Origin of the sequence: Pseudomonas moorei, from assembly GCF_042846945.1 — a bacterium.
Lineage (GTDB): Bacteria > Pseudomonadota > Gammaproteobacteria > Pseudomonadales > Pseudomonadaceae > Aquipseudomonas > Aquipseudomonas moorei.
The window spans coordinates 1433434-1458633 of record NZ_AP035776.1 but is presented as its reverse complement, the minus strand read 5'-3'; the positions used below and the strand labels follow the sequence as shown (position 1 = coordinate 1458633).

22 protein-coding genes, 1 tRNA gene and 3 pseudogenes are annotated in these 25200 nt (G+C 59.8%); 6 read left to right on the top strand and 20 right to left on the bottom strand.

The features are described from left to right. Positions 1–9: 9 nt before the first annotated feature. The 4 genes from cysT to dibA form a co-directional block, all read right to left on the bottom strand. Positions 10–828: a sulfate ABC transporter permease subunit CysT gene (gene cysT / locus ACGJAX_RS06920; protein WP_123498267.1), complete on the bottom strand. Its 819-nt coding sequence runs from the start codon at positions 826–828 to the stop codon at positions 10–12. A 236-nt stretch (positions 829–1064) separates the two neighbouring features. Continuing rightward, positions 1065–2078: a sulfate ABC transporter substrate-binding protein gene (locus tag ACGJAX_RS06915; protein ID WP_390958046.1), complete on the bottom strand. Its 1014-nt coding sequence runs from the start codon at positions 2076–2078 to the stop codon at positions 1065–1067. A 144-nt stretch (positions 2079–2222) separates the two neighbouring features. Beyond that, on the bottom strand, positions 2223–2405 hold the full coding sequence (gene oscA, locus ACGJAX_RS06910) for a sulfur starvation response protein OscA (RefSeq protein ID WP_007975618.1): 183 nt from the start codon (positions 2403–2405) through the stop codon (positions 2223–2225). 281 nt (positions 2406–2686) lie between these two features. Then, positions 2687–4606, bottom strand: a complete 1920-nt coding sequence (gene dibA / locus ACGJAX_RS06905) for a phosphodiesterase DibA (protein ID WP_247256725.1) — start codon at positions 4604–4606, stop codon at positions 2687–2689. A 147-nt stretch (positions 4607–4753) separates the two neighbouring features. Between dibA and desA the strand changes: the two genes are divergently transcribed. Both desA and ACGJAX_RS06895 read left to right on the top strand, forming a co-directional pair. After that, complete coding sequence (gene desA / locus ACGJAX_RS06900) at positions 4754–5938, top strand: delta-9 fatty acid desaturase DesA (protein ID WP_390958043.1); 1185 nt, start codon at positions 4754–4756, stop codon at positions 5936–5938. 235 nt (positions 5939–6173) lie between these two features. Then, positions 6174–7163: a sensor domain-containing diguanylate cyclase gene (locus ACGJAX_RS06895; RefSeq protein ID WP_248916115.1), complete on the top strand. Its 990-nt coding sequence runs from the start codon at positions 6174–6176 to the stop codon at positions 7161–7163. Positions 7164–7196: 33 nt separating this feature from the next. Here ACGJAX_RS06895 and ACGJAX_RS06890 read toward each other — a convergent pair whose 3' ends face one another. The 3 genes from ACGJAX_RS06890 to gabD form a co-directional block, all read right to left on the bottom strand. Next, complete coding sequence (locus ACGJAX_RS06890) at positions 7197–8411, bottom strand: HDOD domain-containing protein (RefSeq protein WP_390958041.1); 1215 nt, start codon at positions 8409–8411, stop codon at positions 7197–7199. Between the two features lie 136 nt (positions 8412–8547). After that, complete coding sequence (gene gabT, locus ACGJAX_RS06885) at positions 8548–9828, bottom strand: 4-aminobutyrate--2-oxoglutarate transaminase (protein ID WP_090327750.1); 1281 nt, start codon at positions 9826–9828, stop codon at positions 8548–8550. Between the two features lie 183 nt (positions 9829–10011). Then, positions 10012–11454, bottom strand: a complete 1443-nt coding sequence (gene gabD, locus ACGJAX_RS06880) for an NADP-dependent succinate-semialdehyde dehydrogenase (RefSeq protein WP_390958039.1) — start codon at positions 11452–11454, stop codon at positions 10012–10014. 350 nt (positions 11455–11804) lie between these two features. On the opposite strand from gabD, the gene ACGJAX_RS06875 reads away from it, so the two are divergent. After that, positions 11805–11881, top strand: a tRNA-Arg gene (locus tag ACGJAX_RS06875). Between the two features lie 61 nt (positions 11882–11942). Here the strand turns inward: ACGJAX_RS06875 and ACGJAX_RS06870 are convergent. The 11 genes and pseudogenes from ACGJAX_RS06870 to ACGJAX_RS06820 all read right to left on the bottom strand — a co-directional run. Continuing rightward, positions 11943–12539, bottom strand: a pseudogene (locus tag ACGJAX_RS06870) (methyl-accepting chemotaxis protein); the annotation flags it as partial. A gap of 309 nt (positions 12540–12848) precedes the next feature. Next, a pseudogene (locus ACGJAX_RS06865) lies at positions 12849–13679 on the bottom strand (cache domain-containing protein); the annotation flags it as partial. Positions 13680–14105: 426 nt separating this feature from the next. Next, positions 14106–14375, bottom strand: coding sequence for a hypothetical protein (locus tag ACGJAX_RS06860; protein WP_247256730.1), 270 nt, complete (start codon positions 14373–14375; stop codon positions 14106–14108). A gap of 56 nt (positions 14376–14431) precedes the next feature. Next, positions 14432–15022, bottom strand: a complete 591-nt coding sequence (locus ACGJAX_RS06855; RefSeq protein WP_390958037.1) for a YbhB/YbcL family Raf kinase inhibitor-like protein — start codon at positions 15020–15022, stop codon at positions 14432–14434. A 255-nt stretch (positions 15023–15277) separates the two neighbouring features. Next, positions 15278–16783: a DUF945 family protein gene (locus tag ACGJAX_RS06850; RefSeq protein ID WP_390958035.1), complete on the bottom strand. Its 1506-nt coding sequence runs from the start codon at positions 16781–16783 to the stop codon at positions 15278–15280. 295 nt (positions 16784–17078) lie between these two features. Further along, a complete protein-coding gene (locus ACGJAX_RS06845) occupies positions 17079–17714 on the bottom strand; it encodes an NADH:ubiquinone oxidoreductase subunit N (RefSeq protein WP_090327733.1) in 636 nt (211 codons plus the stop codon). A gap of 92 nt (positions 17715–17806) precedes the next feature. After that, the gene (locus ACGJAX_RS06840; protein ID WP_390958033.1) at positions 17807–19255 is read right to left on the bottom strand and encodes an efflux transporter outer membrane subunit; all 1449 of its coding nucleotides are present in this window, start codon (positions 19253–19255) and stop codon (positions 17807–17809) included. After that, positions 19252–20139, bottom strand: a complete 888-nt coding sequence (locus tag ACGJAX_RS06835) for an efflux RND transporter periplasmic adaptor subunit (RefSeq protein ID WP_390958031.1) — start codon at positions 20137–20139, stop codon at positions 19252–19254. Before ACGJAX_RS06835 ends, ACGJAX_RS06840 begins: the two co-directional genes overlap by 4 nt. Beyond that, positions 20136–20345 (bottom strand): DUF1656 domain-containing protein, encoded by a 210-nt coding sequence (locus ACGJAX_RS06830; protein ID WP_047536034.1) that lies wholly within the window; start codon positions 20343–20345, stop codon positions 20136–20138. The genes ACGJAX_RS06835 and ACGJAX_RS06830 overlap by 4 nt, the downstream gene beginning before the upstream one ends. Beyond that, positions 20342–22414 carry an FUSC family protein gene (locus ACGJAX_RS06825; RefSeq protein ID WP_390958029.1) on the bottom strand — a complete coding sequence of 691 codons (2073 nt, stop codon included), beginning with the start codon at positions 22412–22414 and terminating at the stop codon, positions 20342–20344. Before ACGJAX_RS06825 ends, ACGJAX_RS06830 begins: the two co-directional genes overlap by 4 nt. Beyond that, positions 22411–22839, bottom strand: coding sequence for a MarR family winged helix-turn-helix transcriptional regulator (locus ACGJAX_RS06820; RefSeq protein ID WP_090327720.1), 429 nt, complete (start codon positions 22837–22839; stop codon positions 22411–22413). The genes ACGJAX_RS06825 and ACGJAX_RS06820 overlap by 4 nt, the downstream gene beginning before the upstream one ends. Positions 22840–23038: 199 nt before the next feature. Between ACGJAX_RS06820 and ACGJAX_RS06815 the strand changes: the two genes are divergently transcribed. After that, positions 23039–23317 carry an antitoxin of toxin-antitoxin stability system gene (locus ACGJAX_RS06815; protein WP_390958027.1) on the top strand — a complete coding sequence of 93 codons (279 nt, stop codon included), beginning with the start codon at positions 23039–23041 and terminating at the stop codon, positions 23315–23317. Next, positions 23314–23594, top strand: a pseudogene (locus tag ACGJAX_RS06810) (type II toxin-antitoxin system RelE/ParE family toxin). Before ACGJAX_RS06815 ends, ACGJAX_RS06810 begins: the two are co-directional and overlap by 4 nt. A 4-nt stretch (positions 23595–23598) precedes the next feature. Here ACGJAX_RS06810 and ACGJAX_RS06805 read toward each other — a convergent pair. Both ACGJAX_RS06805 and ACGJAX_RS06800 read right to left on the bottom strand, forming a co-directional pair. Continuing rightward, on the bottom strand, positions 23599–23844 hold the full coding sequence (locus ACGJAX_RS06805) for a DUF2789 domain-containing protein (RefSeq protein ID WP_390958025.1): 246 nt from the start codon (positions 23842–23844) through the stop codon (positions 23599–23601). Positions 23845–24006: 162 nt separating this feature from the next. Next, positions 24007–24468: an aminoacyl-tRNA deacylase gene (locus tag ACGJAX_RS06800; protein WP_047536019.1), complete on the bottom strand. Its 462-nt coding sequence runs from the start codon at positions 24466–24468 to the stop codon at positions 24007–24009. 196 nt (positions 24469–24664) lie between these two features. On the opposite strand from ACGJAX_RS06800, the gene ACGJAX_RS06795 reads away from it, so the two are divergent. Further along, entirely contained in the window at positions 24665–25198 is a 534-nt protein-coding gene (locus tag ACGJAX_RS06795) for an NfeD family protein (RefSeq protein ID WP_090327707.1), read from the top strand. Positions 25199–25200 lie beyond the last annotated feature (2 nt).

Below are 25200 nucleotides of genomic sequence, written 5' to 3'. Positions count from 1 at the left end.
TGCGCCTCCTTATGGGGTTTCGATACGGCGCTGCAGCAAGTTGATCAGCAGCAGCAGGACAAAGGAAACCACCAGCATCAGTACACCAATGGAGGTAGCGCCGGTGTAATCGTACTGGTCGAGTTTGACCATGATCAGCAGCGGCAGGATCTCGGTTTTCATCGGCATGTTGCCGGCGATGAAAATCACCGAACCGTACTCGCCGACCCCGCGGGCAAAGGCCAGGGCGAAACCGGTCAGCCAGGCTGGCAACAATGCCGGCATCAGAATATGGCGGAATACCTGCAACGGTTTTGCCCCCAGGCACGCCGCCGCTTCTTCCACCTCACGAGGAATATCGGCCAGTACAGGTTGTACGGTACGTACTACGAATGGAAGTGTCACAAAAGTAAGGGCAAGGGTGATGCCCAGGGGGGTGTAGGCGATCTTGAACCCCAGATCGGCTGCGAACTGACCGACCAAACCGGTGGGGGTGTACAACGCGGTCAGGGCAATACCGGCCACTGCGGTGGGTAATGCGAAGGGCAAGTCGATCATCGCATCGATGACTTTGCGCCCAGGGAAGGTATAGCGCACCAGCACCCAGGCCAGCAGCGTGCCGATGATGCCGTTGATAATCGCCGCATAGAGCGCGGTGCCGAAGCTGAGCTTCAACGCCGCCAGCACCCGTGGCGCGGAGATGATTGCCCAGAACTGATCCCAGGTGAGTTGAGCGGCATGCACGAACATTGCCGCCAGCGGTATGAGCACAATCAGGCTGAGGTACACCAAGGTGTAGCCCAGCGTCAGCCCGAAGCCGGGTATGACGGGGGAGATACGACGCGACATAAAAGTCCTTGGTTGAGAATGCGCAAAGCCCCGTCGCCAGGATCGGGGCCCGTTGGCCAAAGCCGGTCGGCTAAGGGCTTGAACACCGCAACTTCTGTGGGAGCGCCTGCTCGCGATACCGGTGGGCCAGCCAACATCCCTGTTGTATGTACCGCCATCATCGCGAGCAGGCTCGCTCCCACACGTTGCGCCCCTTAACTGACAGGCATCCGGCCGGTTGTCAGGTCTACTTCAGGTTATTGCGCCTGGTAGATCTGGTCGAACACGCCACCGTCGTTGAAAAATTTCGGTTGCGCGGTTTTCCAGCCGCCGAAGTCTTTATCGATGGTGACCAGTTCCAGTTTCGGGAACTGGTTGGCGTACTTGGCAGCCACCTCCTTGTCACGTGGACGATAGAAGTTTTTCGCCGCGATTTCCTGGCCAGCCGGGCTGTACAGGTGTTTGAGGTAGGCTTCGGCGATCTGCTCGTTGCCCTTTTTCTCGGCGTTCTTGTCGACCACGGCCACCGGCGGCTCGGCAAGGATCGACAGCGAAGGCACAACGATGTCGAACTTGTCGGCGCCGCCGTCTTCTTTCAGCGCCAGGAAGGCTTCGTTTTCCCAGGCCAGCAACACGTCACCCTGACCGTTGTTGACGAAGGTGATGGTCGAACCGCGAGCACCGGTGTCCAGCACAGGCACGTGTTTGAACAGGGTTTGTACGTATTCCTTGGCCTTGGCTTCGTCACCGCCATTGGCTTTCAGGCCATAGGCCCAGGCGGCGAGGAAGTTCCAGCGTGCACCGCCGGAGGTTTTCGGGTTCGGGGTAATCACCGACACGTCATTCTTGATCAGGTCGCCCCAGTCCTTGATGCCTTTGGGGTTGCCCTTGCGCACCAGGAACACGATGGTCGAGGTGTAAGGCGTGCTCGCTTCCGGCAGGCGTTTTTGCCAGTCGGCCGGGAGGGTCTTGCCGAGTTTGGCGATTTCATCAATGTCACCCGCCAGCGCCAGGGTCACGACGTCGGCACGCAGACCGTCGATCACCGCCCGCCCCTGCTTGCCCGAACCACCGTGGGATTGCTGGATCTTCACGGTGTCGCCGGCATGGTCCTTCTGCCAGAACTTGATGAATTCAGCGTTGTAGTCCTGATACAGCTCACGGGTCGGGTCGTACGACACGTTGAGCAACTCGTAATCCTTGGCTACCGCGGAACCGGCAAAGAGGGCACTGGCCAGGGCGGCCAAAGCGAACTGACGAATCGACGACATGGTGAAAGCTCCTGGAATTCTTGGGTATTGGCTTTTTTTATGATCTGGAATCGGATGCTTGCTCAAAGATCGCAGCCTGCGGCAGCTCCCACACAATCCCCCGCAGAAACTGCCGCAGGCTGTGATCTTTTGATTGGTTTCGCTTCAGCCCGGTTTGTTGCCCGGTTGCTGCAAGCGGAATTTTTCCTTGCGTTCGATCTGAACCACCTGGGCGTTGTGGACGGTGATTTCCACTGCGCCAAAACGCAGATCGCGCAGGGCGCTCTGGATTTCACGCAGGATGGTTGCTTCGTCCTGGCCGTCAACGCTACGTAGAGATGCGCTCATGGTGCTGCTCCTTCGACTGAGAGGTTGCCCTGGCAGTGGCGGCACTGCTTGCGGCGTGGGACCAATAGTAGAGAGGCGCAGATATTCTTAAAAAGACTATTTAAGAATGTTTATATAACCAGAAGACATTATTTGATGGGCAAGGGTTTGCGGGGGGAATTCTGTAGGAGCGAGCTTGCTCGCGATGGACGCGAACGAAAACCAGGGCTGCCTGGATGAACGCGGCGCTTCTGCCACCATCGCGAGCAAGCTCGCTCCTACAGGTTTTGCGCAACAGATTCTTAACGGATTGACGGTGCATGCACCCAATTCAGTTGTCCGGGAGGCACCGGCCGCCCGAACCAGTATCCCTGGCCCAGATGGCTGCCATGCTCAAGCAGGAACGACGCCTGTTCGACCTGCTCGATCCCCTCGGCCTGCACCTGCATTCCCATGCTGTGCGCCAGGGCAATGATCACCCGCACAATGGCCGCGTCGTCTTCGTCCCCCGGCAGCCCGGCGACAAAACCCTGATCGATCTTGAGTTTCTGTACCGGCAGGCGCTTGAGCCGCAGCAGCGACGAATAACCGGTGCCGAAATCATCGATGGCCAGCCGTACACCCAACTCGCGCAGTCTGTGCATTTGCTCAAGCGCGACCTCGGGATCTTCCATCACCGCGCTCTCGGTGACCTCCAGCTCAAGATAAGCCGGGTCCAGTCCGGTTTCGCGCAGCACCTGGGCCACTTGCTGGTACAGCTCACGACCGGCGAACAGCCGCGATGAAACATTCACCGCGACGAACGACAACACCACGCCGGCCTGATGCCACTGGCACATCTGCTGACACGCTTGCTGCATGACCCAGGCATCGATTTCGGCAATCAGGCCGGTGCGTTCGGCGACGGGAATGAATTCAGCCGGCGACACCAATCCCCGCTCGGGATGCTCCCAGCGCACCAGCGCCTCGACACCGATCAAGCGGCTGGTGGGCAAGTCATGGACCGGTTGGTAGTAAACCCGCAATTGCTGCTGCTCCAGCGCGCGACGCAATTCGAATGCAAGCTCGACCCGTTGCTGGGCGTGGGCCGTCAATTCTTCGGTGTAGAGGGCATAGCCATTGCGACCGGCGCTCTTGGCCTTGAACAGCGCCGAGTCGGCGTTGCGCAATAATTGCTCAGTGCTCAAAGCATCGCCGGGGAACAGGCTGATGCCGATGCTGGTGTTCATGAACAGCTGATGCCCGTCGATAAAGAACGGTTCTTTGAGGCCATCGATGATCCGCTGGGCCAGCGCCGCGGCCTGGACCAGTTGCGGGCAGCTCTCGGCCAGCACGGCAAACTCATCGCCCCCAAGCCGCGCCAGGGTAATGCCCGGCCCGAACATCGCGTCTAGACGCTCCGCCACCGCCTTGAGCAATTGGTCGCCGATGGTGTGTCCGAGGCTGTCGTTGATCATCTTGAAGTGATCCAGATCGACCATCAGCAGTGCGCAGCCACGCTTGTGAGTCTGTGCCGAAGCCAGCGCCTGTTCGGCGCGATCGGTGAACAGCAGGCGGTTGGGCAGATCGGTCAACGGATCGTGATGCGCCAGGTGCATCAGTTCGTGTTCGGAGTTCTTGATCGCGCTGATGTCGGAAAACACTGCCACGTAATGACTACGCCGTCCCCGCTCGTCGTGAACGATGCGGATGGTCTGCCATTGCGGATAGATTTCGCCGCTTTTTCGACGGTTCCAGATTTCTCCGCTCCACTCGCCGTTACTGTCGAGTGTCGCGAACATCGCCTGATAGAAGGCGGCCGGATGACGGCCGGACTTGAACAAACTGGGCCGCTGGCCCAGCACTTCCTGGCTTTGATAACCGGTGATCTGGATGAAGGCCCGGTTCACATGGACGATCAACCCTTCGTGATTGGTGACCAACACGCCTTCACGGGTGCAATCAAACACGGCGGCGGCCTGACGCAGTCGCTCTCGGTCTTCACGGCGCTCACGCAATTTGGCCCCAATACCGAGACAACGGAGCAATCGCGCCCGGGCAATGAAGACCAACCCGGCACTGATCACCACCCAGACATAACCGTTGATCAGTTGCCATCGCGAAAGCTCGGCAGAACTATCGAAGAAACTGTTCAATAAATAGCCACTGAGCTGCAGCCATATCAAGGAAAGCAAGAGGTAAAGCAGCGCTGCGCGCGAGGCTTCGCGATAGCTGGCAGACATAAGGCTGTCCATGTCCCTATACAAAAAACGGGATTATAGGTTAAAGACACATCCAGCCACTCATATCTGAAAGGGCGACTGGTTTTCTCTGTGGGCTTAGTGATAATGCACCGGCTGTTTTTTTCTTTATCGAGGGCCCTATAGCCTATGTGGTACGAAGGTTTTCTCGGCTTGTCGCCCTGGTCACTGGTGGCAGTCACCCTGCTGATGACCCACGTGACAATCGTCGGCGTCACGGTCTATCTGCACCGTTACTCAGCCCATCGCTCGCTTGAGTTGAATGCCGGCCTGAAGCACTTTTTCCGTTTCTGGCTGTGGCTGACCACCGCGCAGAACACCCGCGAGTGGACCGCCATCCACCGCAAGCACCACGCCAAATGCGAAACCGAGGATGACCCGCACAGCCCGGTCATCAAGGGCCTGTCCACCGTTCTGCGCAAAGGCGCCGAGCTGTACCGCGCCGAAGCGGAAAACCCCGAGACCCTGCGCATCTACGGCAAGAACTGCCCTGAAGACTGGATCGAACGCCATCTCTATACCCCCTTCCCGCTGCTGGGTGTGGCGATCATGGCCGTCATCGACCTGCTGCTGTTCGGCACCATCGGCATCACCATCTGGGCCGTCCAGATGATGTGGATCCCGGTGTGGGCCGCCGGTGTGGTCAATGGCCTGGGCCATGCCGTCGGCTACCGCAACTTCGAATGCCGTGACGCGGCGACCAATCTGGTGCCCTGGGGCATCCTGATCGGCGGTGAAGAACTGCATAACAACCATCACACCTACCCTAACTCGGCAAAACTGTCGGTGAAGAAGTGGGAATTCGATCTGGGCTGGGCCTGGATTCAAGTGTTCAGCTTCCTGCGCCTGGCCAAGGTCCAGCGGGTTGCGCCGATTGCCCATCGTGTCGAAGGCAAAGGCAACCTGGACATGGACACCGCCATGGCGATCCTCAACAACCGCTTCCAGATCATGGCCCAGTACCGCAAATTGGTGATCGGGCCGCTGGTCAAGCAGGAGCTGGAAAAGGTCGATCACTCGGTCCGTCACCAGTTCCACCGCGCCAAGCGGTTGCTCTCGCGTGAAACCAGCCTGCTGGACGACAAACACCATGTCCGCATCCAGACCATGCTCGAGCACAGCCAGGCACTGAAGGTAATTTACGAGAAACGCCTGGCCTTGCAGCAGATCTGGGTCAAGACCAGCTCAAATGGTCACGACATGCTGGCCGCCATCAAGGATTGGGTACACGAAGCCGAAGCCAGCGGGATTCAATCCCTGCGTGACTTCGCCAACCAGCTCAAAACCTACTCCCTGCGTCCAACCGCTGCCTGACTGTGGCGAGGGAGCTCGCTCCCGCGCGGCTGCGCAGCAGACGCATAATCGGCGACGCGTTTTAATCGAATAAAACGCGTCGCCAATACCGCCCAGCGGGAGCAAGCTCCCTCGCCACAAAATGCGGGAACTTCGCTTCAAATCCTCCCTCTCAAAGACACTTCGCCACCCAGGCGGGCTTCGTTGTGGCCGCTTTCGAATCCAGAGCGGTGCACGCCCTTTGAGATTTGTTCCCATGGTCATTAAAAACCAACAAGACTCATCCCCTTCGCAGTGGCCCGAGACTGCGCAAACCCTGCTGGCACTGATGCACGCTCAAGGTGAAGTGGCGCGACTGAGCGAACGCGAACAGTTGTTCAGCACCCTGCTGGTGAGCGTCAATGCCGTGCTCTGGGCATTCAACTGGGAAACCCGCCAGGTGCTGTACGTCAGCCCGGCCTATGAGCGGATTTTCGGGCGCTCCGCCGACCTGCTGCTGTCCGATTACAACCAGTGGCGCGACAGCATTTACCCCGACGATCTGGAATATGCCGAGCGCAGCCTGGCAGATGTGCTGGAAAAAGGCGCGATCGAAGACCGCGAATACCGGATCATCGCCGCCGACGGCCAGGTTCGCTGGCTCAGCGACAAATGCTTCATCAATCGCCAGGCCGAGCCGGGACAGCCAGTGATCATTGTCGGCATCGCTGAAGACATCACCGACAAGAAGCAGATGGAAACCGAGCTGCAACGCCTGGCGACCACCGACGCCCTGACCCAAAGCAGTAATCGTCGGCACTTCTTCGAAAGCGCTCATCAGGAATTCGAAAAGGCGCTGCAACAGGGCACGCCGCTGTCGTTCCTGATGCTGGATATCGATGACTTCAAAGTGATCAACGACACCTACGGTCACCAGGAAGGCGACACCGTACTGCAACGCATCGCCGAGAGCGGACGTGCGGCGTTACGCCGTGGCGACCTGTTCGGGCGCATTGGCGGTGAGGAATTTGCCGCAGTGTTCCCGGGCTGCACGCCAGACATGGCCCTGCAAGTGGCCGAGCGACTGCAACGGGAGATCCAGCGTTTGAGCTTCAAGCATGACGGCCAGACCTTTGGCATCACCGTCAGCCAGGGGCTGACCAGCCTGGTCGCCGGGGACGAAAACGTGGACAGCCTGTTTGCCCGCGCGGACGCGGCGATGTATCAGGCCAAGCGTGAGGGCAAGAACCGGATAGTGACGGCCTGAACGCCCCAACGCAAACCCTCGGTGGGTAAAGCCTTATTTCTTGCGCAGACGCACCAACTCCGGCAAGCCGATCTTGAGCAGGCGCGCCGTTCGGCTTTTGGCCAGGTCCTCAAGCCCCTCATGCTCGCTCAGGCGCGCCAGCTGTGCCGCCATGTTCATCACCAGTGCTTCGCGGGAGTAGACCCCGCCACCGAGCTGGTAGGTCGCGGCAATCAGCTCTCGCAGCTCCAGCGGCAGCCGCCAGCGGGTGCGCAACGCCGATCCGTAGGCCGCACTGAATTCGGCCAGCGCCTCCCCGACCGCCTCTTGGTCGTCCAGTTCGCCACCGCCCTGCTTCCACTCCTGCAAACAGCGCAACAACGCCAGATCGCCGAGTCGATGCAACATACCGGCGCAATAGCACCGCGCCTGATCCAGATCGAGCAGGCGCGCCAGTGTTCGCGCGTATTCGGCGGTGTGCAATGACAAGTCCCAATAACGCTCGGCATAGTCCGCCAGAGACGGATCACTGAGCCGTGCACTGCGCTTGAGGGCCAGCCCGAGAATCAGGTTCATGCTTTGTCCGGTGCCCAGTCGGTGCAACGCCTGAGCCAAGGTTTGCACGCCCGCACCATGGTGCTGGGCCGCGCTGTTGGCGGCGGCGATCAGCACGGCGGTGACCTGCGGGTCCGTGCGGATCTCATCTTCGAGCGCCGTCAGATCCAGACCATCAGGATTGAGGCTTCGCTTGACCGCCAGCTGCACGTCGGTCATGAGCGGCGCGCCCTCGGCCAGTTCGCGACGGCGCTCTAGGAATACGGACAAGGTCATGCCCGGTGCCAGCGCCGGCACTTCGCACGACACCTCTTCCCCGGCATCAAGCAGCAACCCCTGCAAGCGCTGGGTCAGGCTATCCATGTTCAGGGGTTTGGTCAGGTAGGCGGCAGGCGCCAGCGGCAAGGCTTCGCGTACGCTGGCGCTGTCGTTGCGGCTGCTCATCAGAATGAATGGCAATGGAGGATTACGTTTGCGCTGGCGAATACTGCGCAACACATTGAGGCCATCGACACCAGGTAGTTCCCAGTCGGCGATCACCAGATCGTACGGGTTGGCCGCCAGCAGCTCCAACGCCTGCTGGCCGTCGGCGCACAAATCGAGTTGTGCGTCACAGCGCACGTTCAACAACACTTCCTTGAGCAGATCACGGGACCAGGGGTCGGCCTCGGCGATCAATACTCTTGGAACCGCGGGTAAAATGACAGTCGTCATACAGCTCTCCCTGGCAATGCTCGAACCTTATCCAATGCCGCTCCTTCGAAATAGTAGCAATACGTCGTATCTGTTCTGGCAGGTATGAAAAAACCCGCCGAAGCGGGTTTTTTGTCGATCAGGTCACACTTTGCGATCAGAGTTCAGCGAAGCACTCTTCGATGATCGCCAGACCTTTGTCCAGTTGCTCGTCCGGCGCAGTCAGCGGTACCAGGACGCGCAGAACGTTGCCGTAGGTGCCGCAGGACAGCAGGATCAGACCTTTGTCGCGAGCCTTGGCCACAACGGATGCCACAGCGGCAGCGTTCGGCTTGTGGCTGTCGCCGTTTTCGAACAGCTCGACAGCGATCATCGCGCCCAGGGCACGGACTTCGCCGATTACCGACGGGTACTTGGCCTGAATGGCCTTGAGGCCAGTGACCAGACGCTCGCCGACTGCCTTGCAGCGGTCCAGCAGGTGCTCTTCTTCGAACACTTCCATCACGGCCAGGGCTGCGGCGCAAGCGATCGGGCTACCGGCGTAGGTGCCGCCCAGGCCGCCTGGAGCGATGGCGTCCATGTATTCGGCCTTGCCGCACACACCGGCCAACGGGAAGCCGCCAGCGATGGATTTGGCGAAGGTGGTCAGGTCGGCAGCAACGCCCATCTGTTCCATGGCGAAGAACGTACCGGTACGGCCAGCGCCAGTCTGTACTTCGTCAGCGATCAGCAGGATGCCGTGGTGGTCGCACAGGGCACGCAGACGCTTCATGAATTCTTTCGGCGCGACGTAGAAACCACCTTCACCCTGTACAGGCTCGATGATGATGGCCGCGATGTCTTTCGGCTCGGCGTCGTTCTTGAAGATGCGCTCGATGGAAGCGATCGAATCGTCGATGCTCACACCGTGCAGTTCGTTCGGGTACAGCGCGCGGAAGATGCCGCCTGGCATCAGGCCCATGCCGGCCGAGTAAGGCACGACTTTACCGGTCAGGCCCAGGGTCATCATGGTGCGACCGTGGTAAGCGCCGGTGAAGGCGATCACGCCGGCACGGCCAGTGGCGGCGCGAGCGATTTTCACGGCGTTTTCCACGGCTTCGGAACCGGTGGTGACCAGCAGGGTTTTCTTGGCGAAATCACCTGGCACCTTGGCGTTGATTTTTTCGCACAGTTCCACGTACGGCTCGTAGGCCAGTACCTGGAAGCAGGTGTGGGTCAGCTTGTTCAGTTGCTCGGTCACGGCGGCGATGATTTTCGGGTGCACGTGGCCGGTGTTCAGCACGGCGATACCGCCGGCGAAGTCGATGAACTCGCGACCTTCAACGTCGGTCACGGTAGCGTTCTTCGCGGACTCGGCGAAGATCGGGTGAATCTGGCCTACGCCACGTGGAACTGCAGCGGTACGGCGGGCCATCAAAGAAGCGTTAGTCTTGCTCATACATTCCTCATTCGCCGCTCATCGGTCGGCGTGATTCAAGGATTAAGCAGCGAGGAGGCAACCAGGGCAGCATGCGATGATCGACTGCCACAGCGTTCCCCGCCACAGAGAAAATTCCGTTTGAAGCACGCAAAGGGTCAGCGCTCTCGTGCCCTTTGCGTTTGAAGCAATGCCTTGCCGGGCTTAGATGCCCAGGCAGAGGTATTTGATTTCCAGGTAATCTTCGATGCCGTACTTGGAGCCTTCACGGCCCAGGCCCGAGGCCTTGATGCCGCCGAACGGCGCGACTTCGTTGGAGATCAGCCCGGTGTTGACGCCGACCATGCCGTATTCCAGGGCTTCAGCCACACGGAACACTCGGCCCAGGTCACGCGCATAGAAGTACGAGGCCAGGCCGAACTCGGTGTCGTTGGACATCGCGATCACATCGGCTTCGTCTTTGAAGCGGAACAGCGGTGCCAATGGACCGAAGGTTTCTTCCTTGGCCACGGCCGCGTTGTTCGGGACGTTGGTCAGGATGGTCGGCTCGAAGAAGTTGCCTTCCATCGGCTTGCCGCCGGACAGCACGGTGGCGCCTTTGGCAACGGCATCAGCGATGTGCTCCTGCACCTTGGCCACGGCTTTTTCGTCGATCAGCGGGCCAGTGGTGGTGCCGGCTTCCAGACCGTTGCCGATCTTCAGCTTGGCCACAGCCACTTTCAGCTTCTCGGCGAAGGCGTCGTAGACCGCATCCTGGATGTACAGACGGTTGGCGCAGACGCAGGTCTGGCCGTTGTTGCGGTACTTGGAAATGATCGCGCCTTCGACGGCCTTATCCAGGTCCGCGTCGTCGAACACGATGAACGGAGCGTTGCCGCCCAGTTCCAGGGACACTTTCTTGATGTCCTTGGCGCATTCGGCCATCAGTTGACGACCGATTTCGGTCGAACCGGTGAAGGACAATTTGCGCACGATCGGGTTGCTGGTCAGCTCGGTGCCGATGTCGCCGGCGCTGCCGGAAACCACGCTGAACACGCCAGCCGGGATACCGGCACGCTGGGCCAGTTCAGCCAGGGCGAAGGCGGAGAACGGCGTTTGCGAAGCAGGCTTGAGCACCATGGTGCAACCGGCGGCCAGGGCCGGGCCGGCTTTACGGGTGATCATCGCGGCCGGGAAGTTCCACGGGGTGATGGCTGCGGTCACGCCGATTGGCTGCTTGATCACGATCAGGCGCTTGTCTGGCTGGTGGCCCGGAATCACGTCACCGTAGATGCGCTTGGCTTCTTCGGCGAACCACTCGATGAAGGAAGCGGCGTAAACGATTTCGCCCTTGGCTTCGGCCAATGGCTTGCCTTGTTCCAGGGTCATCAGGCGAGCCAGGTCGTCCTGGTTCTCGATCATCAGTTCGAACCAGCGACGCAGTTTGCCCGCACGCTCTTTGGCGGTCAGTGCACGCCAGGCCGGCAGCGCTTTGTCAGCGGCTTCGATGGCACGACGGGTTTCGGCAGCGCCCATTTTCGGCACAGTACCCAGAATTTCGCCCGTTGCCGGGTTGTTGACCTTGATCGTCTGACCATTGTCCGCATCAACCCAAGCGCCATCGATGAAGGCTTGCTGGCGGAACAACTGGGTGTCTTTAAGCTGCATGTCGGCTTTCCTTAACAGCACCGCAATGGATGCGGAGCAAATTATGATTGTAGAAAGGCGCCTCAGTAGGCTGCCGTCAGGGAAATCATTCACCGGGCTGAAGCACATAAATAGCGCACGTATTGGATTCGTGCGGTTCAGCACCCAGACAAGAGCGTTTGAAATCTCAAACGAATCCTAGGATCAAAGGGGGTAAAGGACAATAGGGCGTTCGAAAAAAAGAACGAAATCGACTTTTTTGCTGCGTTTTTCTGATCAACGTAGCAAACACAGGTTACGCTTTGGAAAAACGCAGACGATTCAGCAGCATGGACGCCTGCGGTGCATATGAGTATCATGGCGCCCGCGCTGCACCAGTAGCTCAGCTGGATAGAGTACTGCCCTCCGAAGGCAGGGGTCGTGGGTTCGAATCCCGCCTGGTGCACCATACATAGAAACGAGAAAGCCTCAGACCGCAAGGTCTGGGGCTTTTTTGTGCGCGGAACTCATCAGATCCGGAAGCTGCCCACCAAATGCTTCAAGCGGCTGGCCTGCTGTTCCAGATCCGAACAGGCGCGCAAGGTGAACTGCAGGTTTTCCATGCCTTCCTGGTTCAGCGTGTTGATTTCATTGATGTCCATGTTGATCGAGTCGACCACCGCTGTCTGCTCTTCAGTGGCAGTGGCCACTGACTGGTTCATCCCGTCGATTTCACCGATGCGCTGGGTCACGCTGCCCAAGCGCTCGCCTGCCTGATTGGCAATCGACACGCTGTCCTGGCTGTGGCGCTGGCTTTCACCCATGGTATTGACCGATTCACGGGCGCCGACTTGCAGCTCCTCGATCATGTTCTGCACCTGCTGCGCCGATTCCTGGGTGCGGTGGGCCAGATTGCGAACTTCGTCAGCTACCACGGCAAAGCCACGTCCCGCCTCGCCTGCACGCGCCGCTTCGATTGCCGCGTTGAGCGCCAGCAGGTTGGTTTGCTGAGAGATGCTGGTGATCACTTCGAGGATCTGACCGATGTTCACGGTCTTGCTGTTCAGCGTTTCGATGTGCGAACTGGAGGTGACGATCAGGTCCGAGAGGCGGTTCATGGCCTCAATGTTGCGATTGACCACTTGCTGGCCTTCTTCGGCCAAGTGGCGGGCGGAGCTTGCGTGTTGCGAAGCTTGCGCGGCGTTATGTGCGATTTCCTGGGCGGCAGCCCCCAGTTGATTGATCGCGGCGGCAACGCTGCTGGTACGGTTGACCTGCTCGTCGGAATTGGCCATCGAAGCGTTCGATGCACTCACGACACGCAGGGCCACTTCGTTGACCTGCTCGGTGGCCGACGACACTTCGCGGATCGAGGTGTGAATCCGTTCGACGAAGCGGTTGAAGGCGTTCCCGAGAATGCCGAACTCGTCCTGGGTATGAATGACCAGGCGCTTGGTCAGGTCGCCTTCACCTTCGGCGATATCTTCCATAGCCTTGCTCATGGCCTGCAGAGGTTGCAGCAGCAGACGAATCAGCATGCCCAGCAGGGCAATGATGAAAACCACGGCGATCACGGTGGCAATCACAGCCGACGCGCGGAATTCACTGAGCCTGGAAAAGGCCTTGTCCTTGTCGATGGACAGGCCGATGTACCAGTTCACCGAAGGCAAACCCTTGATCGGGGCGAAAGTGACGATGCGGGTCTGGCCATTGGCCTGGACTTCGGTCAACTCGCCGTTGATCCGTGGCGTACCCTGCGGGAAGAGGTCGCTCAGGGTCTTCATCTGCATGTTTTTGTCGGGGTGGACCAACACCTTGCCATCGGAACTGACCATGAAGGCGTAACCCACACCGCCCAGATCCAGTTTGTCGATAATGTCGACCAGCGCACCGAAGCTCACATCACCGCCGACCACGCCGACGGTCTGCCCTGACTTGCGAATGGCCGCCACCATGGAGACCACCAGCGTGTTAGTGGCCATCTCGACGTAAGGCTCGGTCATGGCGACGGTATTGCTGGCCTCGGCAAGCTTGTACCAGGGGCGTGTGCGAGCATCGTACCCATCCGGCATCTTCGCATCAGGCAGGATGGCGAACTCGCCTGCTGCGGTACCGACGTAGGTACTGGGGAAGCTCGACACCAGGGTTTTCTGTGCCATCAACGTGGTGATGCTGGCCATCTGTGGGTTCAAGGCCGCGTTTTGCGCCAGGTTTTCAACCAGCAACGTGCGACCGTCAAACCAGTTCTTGATGTTGGCCGCCGTCATGTCGCCCATTTCATGGAGGTTGTTTTCCAGATCCTTGCGAATGGCGTTGCGCTGGAGGTAGTCGTTGTACAGCGTGAATAGCGCGAAGGCGGCTACCACGATCAGCGACGCCACAATGAGGATCTTGTGGCTGAATCGGAGGTTTTTATTCATAACGGGTCGTGTCCACGAAGGCGTTATTGTTGATTGGCACGAGCTGTATCGACCGCTTGAATAAAATACTGAACAGCTTTGTTCGTTTTTCTATACGCCGAAGGATTACCGGCAATTTCGACTTTGATTCTGAATATTGGCTTTCGGGACTACGAAGGCAGGGGCGTGGGTTCGAATCCCGCCCCGTGCTCCATCCAAAGAAACGAGAAAGCCTCAGGCCTTAGGGGTCTGGGGCTTTTTTGCGGGCACAAAAAAACCGCCTAAGCGGTTTTCTCATTCCGTCGTCCAATCAAACTCGTCGTATTCATCATCGTCTTCGTCATCCTCGAAGCCTTCATCTTCAAGCATGTCATCTTCAACAATGTCTTCGTCCGGCTGATTCAGCAGAAAATCCTTGCGACTCTCGGTAATCGCTCGCCGTAGTTCCTCGCCCTTTTCCGGGCAGTTGAGCATTTGGGCGATGCGGTCGATTTTTTTTGTCACGGCATCCTCCAACGCATCGACTACAGGCTGATAGTGCGCGCTTTCGGGGAGGGATGCCAAATCCCCGGAAGGCCGCGCACTTCAGCTTTCTGCAAAGCCGCTGAAGTGATCAGGCTTCAGCGATGGTAGCGCCGGACCACGCTGCTGTTTTTCAGCACATGACCGTTGATTCTTTCCAGCAGCTGCGCACGGGTCAGGCCTGCCGGCAATGCGTCCGGGGCGAGGTCCAGGGCGTAGATCTGGATGATGTAGTGGTGCGCGCTGTCGCCAGCCGCCGGGCAAGGGCCGACGTAACCGGCCGTGCCTTTGCTGTTGATGCCGGCCACGCCTTCAAGCGTGGCTTTTGCGCCGACGCCGGCGGCAATCTGGTGGGTGGTGGCTTTGATGCCGTAATGCACCCAGTGATCGACACCCTGCCCTTTCTGGCCATCCGGATCGTGCATGACGATGGCGTAACTGAGCGTACCGGTCGGGCCGGCATTCCAGCTCAGTGCCGGTGAAACGTTGTGCCCGCCGCAGCCCGGGGCATCGCTGGCAGCGGCAGACGTGAACAAACGGTCATCCGACACACCTGGGATGTTCAGGGTAAAACGCTCCTGGGTTGCCTGTGTCGCCTGTGTCGCCGGTGCCGCTTGCGCCGGCAATTGCACGCAAAGGGCGACTGCTATGGCCACTAGCCAAGGGTTCAGAGAGGTCAATCGGGTCATGCCGGAGTACCTTGTGCGGGTGGGGCCGTCGTCGGCGTGCAAACTATAGCTGGAGCTTTCATAGGGTGGCACCAGGATTTGGCGCAACCTTGAACAATTGCGCCGTTTTTTTAATTGAGCAGTGCATCTCAGAACCGTCCTACAGCCGTATCTGAACACGGTGACGAGGATAGGGTCGACCGCATCAACCGCAGAAAGCGAAACGCCCGGCGCCAGCATTGCGCAGAGGCCGGGCGTTTCCTGAAGGGTTGCGGTTTATTGAACCTCGCCTGCGCCAGCAAATTTGCTCATGACGAAACCGACAAATTCTTCGACGGTCATTTTCTGGCCATTGAACTCGACCTGATTGTTGGCGTAGTGCAGTTTGCTGACGATGTTGCTTCCATCCAGTTTCGCCAGTTGCGAGCCGACGGCCATGCTGCCAAACATGTCGGCAGTGGCGGTGGCCTGATCGGCGATCAGCTTGGCATCGGTCTGGCCGTCGATTTGCGATTGCACGGTGAACACATCAACCAGCATTGGTTTGGACACTTGGACATTGATGTCCAACAGCGCAATCAACTGCCTGATCAGTTGGTCGGTCGGCAATTCGATCGATTGCGGCTTGGTCAGATCCAGCACCAGGTTGGCGCGGCTTTCGCCGTTGGTGGTCTTGAACGAGAGATTTTCCAGGGCCACCTGCGGGCCGGCCGCCAGCAATTGCTCCAGACCGGTTTTCAGTTGCGTCTCTTCGGCGTCGGTCAGCTTCAGTTCCGGCACCGGCTGACCCGCCTCGGCGGCCTCGGCGGCGAGCTGCTCGTAGGGTTGCAGCTTGCTCTGGTAAATCTGCATCAGCGACATCGTTGCCGGAATGTCGAGGTTCTTCAGGCTCATCGCCATCTGTGCCGAACCGATCGCCTTGCCGTTCAAGGACACTTCACCCACCTTGTAATCGGCACGTCCGGAGGCGCTGGTGCCTGATTCTGCGGTCTGGTTCTTCATTTCGAAATTCTTGAGGCCCAGCACTGACTGTTTGGGACCGAACGTGGTCTGGCTGTTGCTCAGCGAGACGGTGTTCTCGCCGGTGTAATAGCCGTAGGTGCTTTTGCTCAGGTTGCTGGCCAGGGTCAGGCCGTTCAATTCAACCTGCACCGGTGCCTGATCTTCAGAAACGGTGATCAGCTTCAGGCTGTCCATGTAGCCGTCGGCCTTGACCTTCTGCGCCTGGGCGCTGGCCGCGACATCAAGCTTCAGGCCGGAAAACTTCAGGCTGGACTTGTCATCCAGTGCCGTTTCCAGTGGCAGCATTTCCAGCGTGCCATTGGTGGAATTGTCGTAGCCGATATTGACCACGCCTTTGAGCGGAGAGACATCCTTGGCGGCGGCAAACCATTTTTCGGTGAGCGGTGTCTTTTCCAGTTCGTAGTGACTGGTGGCCATGACCGGCAACCACTTCAGCGATACCAGGCGCGAGAACGGCAGCGGACCGTGTTCGATATGGTCGACAAACAGCAGCTCGACCGGCTCCTCGCCGAACATTTCACCCTCGCCCTTGAGGCGATAGTGCGCGGTGCTGCTGAACACGTGGCGCTCCAGCGATACCAGTTCCAGTGACGCCGTACCTTTATGACCGACCAGCGCGGCTTGCAGCTGCTGGTTGGCGTCAGCCAGGGAGGCGTTCACCACCCCTTCAATCTTGGTGCCGGTGTACCAGGCACCGCCAGCGCTGATAGCACCGATGGCAACGACGATTCCCAGAAGCACGCCTGCTGATTTATTCATGAATGACCCAATCAATGTCCGTTGTTTAAGGTGTAGTCGTCTTCCCTGAACCCATGGCGGGTTGCGGACGCGACAGCGCTGAAAGTGGGATGCAGAGTAGCATCAGGCGCGATGGACGGCCCAAGGATTAAAGGTGAAAGAGTGTCTATGGGGCTGCGTATGCAGGTAAGTATTCGATGTCCATGCGATCGCCATCGCGAGCAGGCTCGCTCCCACATTGGAATGCGAACTCCTGTGGGAGCGAGCTTGCTCGCGATGGCGTTCCGACGATGGCGTCAGACCTGACGACACAGAATCAGGAATACTGAACCTCGATCTCATCGAGCTGGTGATCAAAGGTCTTGAGCCGCGCAGTCCAGGTGTACACCAACACTTCAAAGTCGCGATTGATCACCGCCCCGCCCATCACTTCCCCCCGCGGGTCGCAGAAATCCAGCTGATAGCGTTCGCGGGCCATGGCCGTGGCGACATCGGCCAGTTCTCGCGCATTGTTGAGCCAGTGCCAGCCGTCGTCGGCCACTTGCTTGTCGAGCTCCAGGCATTGCTTTTTCAAGGTCTCCAGGCTCTTTTCCAGCGGCGTGCCGGTCAGTTCGCCCATGACTTCCTGAAACGTGCGCCCCGGTTGCCAGTAGCTGCCCCAGAAATAGCGATCGAACACCGTTTCGACACGACGCAGTGCGACCTTGGTGTCCCAGATCAGCACCAGGGTCTTGCCTTGTTCGAGTTGTCTTTTTTTGGTTCGCTGGTTCTGGACCGAAGCCCAGGCCACTACCGCGATGGACATCACGGCAATCAGCGCGGTGGCGCTGTCGAGAAACACCAGAGCCTTGTCGATCTGGAGGGTCAGCATGATGCCGTAGAAATAGGTGGCCGAAAGCAGCACCAACGCCACGACGGCGCACCAGAAACCGAGAGCATAAGGGTTTTTCATTATTGGTTTCCCCATGACCTGCGCGAGCCTTGTGCGAAGCAAGGGCGCTTTGCTCCAACGCCCCTCCAACACTTCAAAGCATAGCAACGGCCTCAGGGTTTGCTGGAGTTCGACGCTTGCGTTCGTCCGCTTTCCCAACCACCACCCAGGGCGAGGAACAAATCGATCTGGCTCATGGCAACTTGCGTGTTCGCCGTCGCCAATTGCGCCGTGACGTCGGTATAGGTGCGCGTCGCTTGCAGGTCCGCCAGGAACGACGCGCGGCCAGCCTGGAAGAAGCGGTGGGTCTGGTCGGCCGCCAGTTTCGCCGATTGCTCGGCATCGGCCAGGGCATCGCGGCGTTGCAGCAGCGCCGAGTACTGGGTCAGGGCGGTCTGGGTTTCGCGAATGGCGTTGAGTACAACGCCGTCGAAGTGCGCCAACACGCCCTGGGTCGTGGCTTCGGCCTCACGGATGCGTGCGCGGGTGCCGTTGGACGGTACGGTCCAGGTCAGCGACGGTCCGAAGCCCCAGCGATTGGTGGAGGGCTCGCCGAGATCACCGAGGATGCCGACGGTGCCGATGGTCGCGCCGATGCTGATGTTCGGGTACAGCTCGCCCGTGGCGATGCCGATACCGGCAGTCGCGGCGGCCAGTCGGCGTTCGGCCTGCCGCACGTCGGGACGACGCTTGAGCAACGCTGCACCATCGCCCACGGGCACCAGTTGCGCGATTTTCGGCAGTTCGGCGCAGGTCGCGGTGCCCGCCGGTAATTGATCCACCGGTTTGGCCAGCAGCATCGATAAACGGAACAGCCCGGCCTGACGCGCCGCCTCATAACGTGGCATGTCGGCACGCAATGACTTGAATTGGGTTTGCGAACGCGTGACCTGGGTTTCGTCGCCGCGTCCGGCATCGCGCAAGCGCTGGATCAGCGTAGTGCTCTGGGATTGCAGGTCGAGCGAGTGCTGGGCAATCTCCCGCTCTTCGTTGGCCGCGCAGACTTGGGTGTAAGCGCGCACGACATCGGCTACCAAGGTGATGCGTGCGGTATCGGCGGCGGCCTGGGTGGCATCGGCATTGGCCTTGGCCGCTTCGATGCCGCGCTGCAGCGTACCGAACAGGTCGAACTGATACGACGCGGAAATACCGATATCGCCGATGTTGGCCACCGGCACCTTTTCCGGCAACAGGAAGGCCTGGCCGGACTCCTGCAAACGTTCGGCGCCCATTTTCACGCCGCCGCTCCAGCCACCGGCCGCCTCGGCCTCGTCCACTTGCGCACGCGCGCGCAACAGACTGGCCGCCGCCACGCGCAGATCAGTGTTGGAGGCCATGGCCTGCTGCACCAGTTGATCCAGGCGCGGGTCCCGATACAGGCGCCACCAATCGGCAGGCACCGGCGCCGAGACCACCGGCTTGCCCTCCACCGCCAGCTCGCCCCGCAAGTCCTCACGGTGGATGGCCGCCGCCTCCGGCAGGTGATAGTCCGGCCCGACCACCTGACACGCCGACAGCAACAGGCCTAACCCGGCAACCGCCAAACCCGAGGCTTTGCTCATTGCGCCGGCTCCTGGAACTGGTCGTCGATGATCGATACGGTCGCGGTGCGCCCGGCGATCATGCGGAAATCCGCCGGTACGTCATCGAAGGCGATCCGCACCGGAATCCGCTGCGCCAGACGCACCCAGCTGAACGCCGGGTTGACGTTGGGCAAGAGGTTATTGCCGCTGGTGCGGTCGCGGTCTTCGATACCGGCGACGATGCTTTCCACGTGGCCACGCAGGCGCGCGCGGTCACCGATCACCCGGATGTCGACGCTCTGGCCGACATGGATGCCGTCCAGTTTGGTTTCTTCGAAATAGCCGTCGATGTGAAACGAATTACTGTCGACGATGGACAGTACCGGCCGCCCGGCACTGACAAATTCCTGGGTGCGCGGCGCACGATCGTTGACGTAACCGTCCACCGGGCTGCGAATCACCGAGCGGTCGAGGTTGAGCTGGGCACTGTCCACTGCCACCTGGGCTTCCATCAACGCCACTTGGGCGCGGGCGACCCTGGACTGGCTTTCTTCCAGCTGTTCGGCGGGCACCAGATTTCCCAGGCCCTTGTTGCGCTTGGCTTCACGCTGGGCCTGGGCCAGGGTTTCCTCGCGGTCGGCGACTGCGGCTTTCGCCTGGCGCAGGGCCAGTTTGAAGCGGTCCTGATCGATGCTGAACAGCACCTGGCCGCGCTTGACCGGCTGGTTGTCGCGCACGTCCACTTGCTGGATCAACCCGGAGACGTCCGGGGCGATCTGCACGATGTCGGCACGGATGTGGCCGTCGCGGGTCCAGGGGGCAAACATGTAGTACATCACCATGCGCCAGACCACGACCACGGCGAAGCTCACGATCAACAGGGTCAGGACCACGCGGCCGATGGTCAATAAAGGTTTTTTCATGTCATCAGGTATCGACTGAGTGAGTCCACGACGCCAAGCAGCAAGGCGTAGAGAGCCACGTTAAACAATGCCCGGTGCCAGACCAGACGGTAAAAGTGCAGGCGCGTGAGCACCCCGTGCACCAACAGAAACAACACATACGTAATGCCCATCAGCACCAGCAGCGTGGGCAGGAACACCCCGCTCAGATCCAGATCACCAATCATAAGGGCGCTCCATCGATCCCATGGGGAAGCGGTTCTTCGAGCTCGGCGGACCCGACAAATTCGACGCCGGGCAACAACGCCAGGCGCAAGCCACTCAAGGCGTGCAACAGATGCAGGCGGGTTTCATCATCGCCCGCACCGCCAAGCGCGCGACGGGTACGGTCCATGGTCATCAGCAACGGGCTCGGCGCGGGCAAGCGCTCGCCAGCCTTGAGACACGCCTTGAAGTATTCGCCAACCTCGGCCACCACCTGACGCAGCAGCGCGTTCGGCGTCCCGTCGATACGCGGCGCGTAGGCGAGCAGATCGAGCATGTTCAACGCCACGCGGACTTCCCGCAGGGCGATGCCGGTGTCCTGGCCGGTCATGGCCAGACGCGGCAAATGCTGCATCAAGCGGTCGAGCATCTGCACACCCAGGTGCCGGTGCTCGGCCAGCGTGGCGGGCTCGGACAGGCCGACAATGTCGCGCCAGCTGAAACGGGTCAGACGCTTGGCCGCCAGCTCGGCGCCGAAGGGCCGGGCGATCAGGGTCCAGACGAATGCAAACAGCAAGCCCACGGGGCCGGCCAGATTGGAGTTGGCAAAGCTGAGGAAGTCCGCGTCGTATGCGCCCTGAATACTGATGAAGGACGAGGTGTTGACCAGGGTCAGCAACATGCCCAGGTAAAACTGCGGTTTGACCGTCAGGGTGCCGACGACGATGAACGGCACGGCGAACGCCAGCACCAGCATCGGGAAATCGTGCAGGTTGGGCAGCACCAGAAACAGGTAAAGGCTGGCGAACAACACCGACATCGCCGTCCAGAAAAAGAACCGGTATATCTGCGGTGCGGGGTCGTCCATCGAGGCGAAGAAACTGCACGCCACCGCCGCCAGAATCACCGCGGCGCCGCCGTCGGTCCAGCCCAGCAGAATCCACAGCACCGACGCGACAATGATCGCAGTGACGGTGGACGCCGCTGAATAAAGCATCAGGCCGCGATCCAGAAAGGGCGACAGCCGCCCGAGGCGCCAATGCCGATACACCGCGCGCCAACTGTCCAGGTTTTCGCATTGGATGGCGATTTGCAGACTGCGGCAGTCCTGCCACAGATCAATCCACTCGCCGAGGCGGTACAGCGCGTTGGAGAACAGCAGCTGCTTGCGATCCTGCAGCGCCCCGGCACTGGGTTGCAGGGCTTCGAGCTGGTCTTTCAGCGCCTGCCAACGATGGATGTCCGCGTCCTTGTGTTGCAGCCATTCGCTGGCGGCGCCGAGGAGTGGCGCGAACTTGTCCACAAGTTCGGGGGTGCGCCGTTCCAGGGCGTAGAGCGCATCGTCAAGGGCGTCGACTACGGTCAACAGGTGAATCATCCGCCCGCGCAGTTCCTTGGTATTGCGCACCGTTTGCGGCCGCGCGCCTTCGTGGGGCAACTGGCCGATCATCAGTTCCAGGCTGTTGAAAGTCGTCACCATCGCCGCACGCAACGCACTGATTTCGCCGGGCTGCACCTGGCGACTGAGGAATTGCAGGCTGTAGGTCGAGGCATCGGCAAACCATTTGCTCACCGAATCGTTGAACACCGGGGCCAGCCGCCGCGGCCAGAACATCGCGCCGACGACCGCCGCCACAGCGATACCGAGGAAGATCTCCTCCGTGCGCGCCTCGGCCACGTCCCACACGGCCAACGGGTTATTCACCACCGGCAGGGCGATCAGCGGCAAGGTGTAACCGGCGAGCATCAAGGCGTAGTTGTTGGCGGTGCGCAGGTGCAGGGACAGAAACAGCAGAATCCCGGTCCACAGCGCAATGGCCAGCACCAGCACATAGGGGCTCTGGACAAACATCGGCACGAAAAAAACCGCCGCCGCAGCGCCGAGAAAAGTGCCCACTGCGCGGTACAGCGCCTTGGAACTGGTGGGGCCGACAAACGGGCTGGAAACGATATACACCGTGGCCATCGCCCAGTAAGGACGCGGCATTTGCATGAGCAAGGCGATGTAGAGCGCAATCATCGAGGCGGCGAACGTGCGCACGCCAAAGAACCAGTCCCGCGCCGGGGGCATGCCGGTAAAAAAGCCGTTCAAGGGTTGACCACCGGAAACGGAACGGCCAACTCAAAAGCCTTCAACACACGCAACGTGGCTTCCAGATCGCGCTGATCGATGCCCTCGAGCACCTCATTGCGCAGGCGTACCAGTTCAACTTCGACGGCTTGCACCAGTGTCCGGCCGCTGTCGGTAAGGCTCAGGCATTTGGCGCGGCGATCCTGGGCATCCTCGGTACGACAGACGTAGCCGGCATGACACAGCTGATCGAGCAAACGCACCAGGGACGGACTCTCCATCCCTGCCGCCTGCGCCACTGTCACCTGCCGCACACCCTCGCCCAGGCGCCCGATCATCAACAACGGCACGGCACAGGCTTCGGAAATTCCATAGTTGACCAGCGTGCTCTGGCAGATCTTCCGCCAATGCCTGGCGGCCACCACCATGGAGCTGCTGATGTTCATCTGGAGAGCGTCGAGGTTATTCGGCACGGGAGAAAACACACACTGTTAGTTTGCTAACTATCAATATGGCATTGGAGAGGTTTTTCCGTCAAGTTTTGAAACAAATTGGTTTCCGCCCGTCGCAAGCAGAACGCGATGGACCAGACAACGTACTGATGATGTATATACTTTCTTAGTACCAGATCCAGGAATACTCACCATGTCAAAACAAGCCGTTTTTACAATGAAACTCGAAGCAGATTTGCGCGAACAATTCATGGCCGAAGCAGAAGCCGCCCATCGTCCTGCCTCACAAATCGTCCGGGAAATGATGCGCCAGTTTGTCCAAACGCAACGAGAATCTCGTGAATACGAGGCCTTCTTGCAACGCAAAGTGGACGTCGCCCGCACCTCGATGCACAGCGGCAACGGCCTGACGAATGAGGAAGTGGAAGCAGCGTTCGCCGCCAGACGTGGGAAGGCAGCCACAGAACAATGAAGATAATCTGGACGCGAGAAGCCGCACAGGATCGTGCAGATATTTGGGACTACCTGTATGCCAGCAACCCGAAAGCGGCCATCGACATGGACAATCGCTTCAGCGATGCGATATCCAGGCTTGCTCACACCCTGAAAGCGGCCCTGCCGGAATCATTGCAGGCACTCGCGAACTGATCCCACATCAGAGTTATCGCATTGTTTATGAACAGGCAGTGAACGCAATCTGGATACTGGCTCTGGTTCATACATCCCGTCAGTGGCCGCCAGAGAATTGAACGTCTACAGCCCCCGCCCCTTCCTCAACATCACATCCAGCTGATCCACCACCTCCGCCCAATCGGCATCCTCCAGAATATCGTCGCGCAGAAAATCCGCCTGGCTCTGGGTCCAGAAGAACGCATCCGCCAAATGCAGTTCCGGTTTGAGCGGCGAATGGGTGGCGATGAATTTATCGATGCTTTCGGCGTCGTCGGGCAGGCCGAGTTGTTTGAACAGCGATGGGAGGCTGTGGGTCGGGTTTTCCATGGCTGGCTCCTTGGGGAAGGCTTGAATGGGTGACCGCTGCGCGGTCAATCGCGGGCAAGCCCGCTCCCACAGGTTCAGTGTTGATCACAAATCTGCGGCTCAAATCAATCACTGTGGGAGCGAGGCTTGCCCGCGATGACGGCGGCACTGGCGTCGCGAAACTCAATGACTCAACTCCCGCACCTCGGCATGCGGCACCATTTTCAGGAACTGCGGCATGTCCATGTGCAGCAGGTTGATGTGATTGCCGGCTTCCAGATAGATGTCTTTTTGCCGGGTCAGCAGCGGGTCGATGACCACGTCCAGCCCATAAGCCTCACCCAGGGCCGGCACGGCGCCACGTTCGCAGTCATCGAACAGGTGCGGCAGATTGCTTTCGCGAGAGACCTGCCATTCGCCGCTGCTGCGGACTTTGCTCAGGTCCAGGTGGCGACTGGCGGGCAACACGGCCATCAGGTAATGGCCGTGGTGGTCGTCGAGGATGACCGACTTGGCTACCCGCTCGGCAGGAATGCCCGCGACTCGCGCTGTTTCCAGGCTACTGGCCGAGTGAGGGTGGGTGACGATGTCATATTCGCATTGAGCCTTTTCCAGGCTTCTCTGCACGGTTCTTGCCATACGCATGATGCACCTCGGTGTCCGCAGCAACGTCTGGCGGACGATGGTTGACGCTTTTCCACGTAGTGAAAGTCTAGGCCCGCCGGGCCAATCCGGTGGGAAATCCGCCCATTGGACACGTCGACATCTGAACAAAATTCATACGACCAAACGGTCAACTAAACTGTATACAGAACCGCCCACGACTCTCCCGGAGGGTGACGTGAACACGCGCTGTTGCACCGTTGCACTGCTATTGGCGTTGAGCGCATCGGCCTTCGCCGCAGACACTGTCGGGCTGCCGGCGACCAATCCCGCCGGCGTCTGGTTGATCACCTTCGGCCTCGCGTTCCTGATCGCCGAGGCGGCCCTGCCCAATTACGGCGTGATTGGCCTGGGTGGAATCGTGATGTTCGTGATCGGCGCGCTGATCCTGACCAATGCCGAACTGCCCGCTCCGTTGATGATTGTGTTGGGCCTGATCAGTGCACTGCTGCTGGCGTTCCTGCTGATCCGCGCCCTGAAGACCCGCCCGCGCCACACCATCAGCGGCGATGCCGTGCTGGTCGGCAGTGTGACCCCGATCACCTCATTGCAGGCCGACGATGCCTGCCACGGCTGGGTGCATTTACAGGGCGAATGCTGGCAAGTATCGAGCGCCAAGCCCCTGCAGATCGGGCAAAAGGTACGCGTGGTGTCGCGCAAGGGATTAATGCTGAAAGTGGCCGCGACTGACGCGGTGCCGGCGGGAGAATAGTC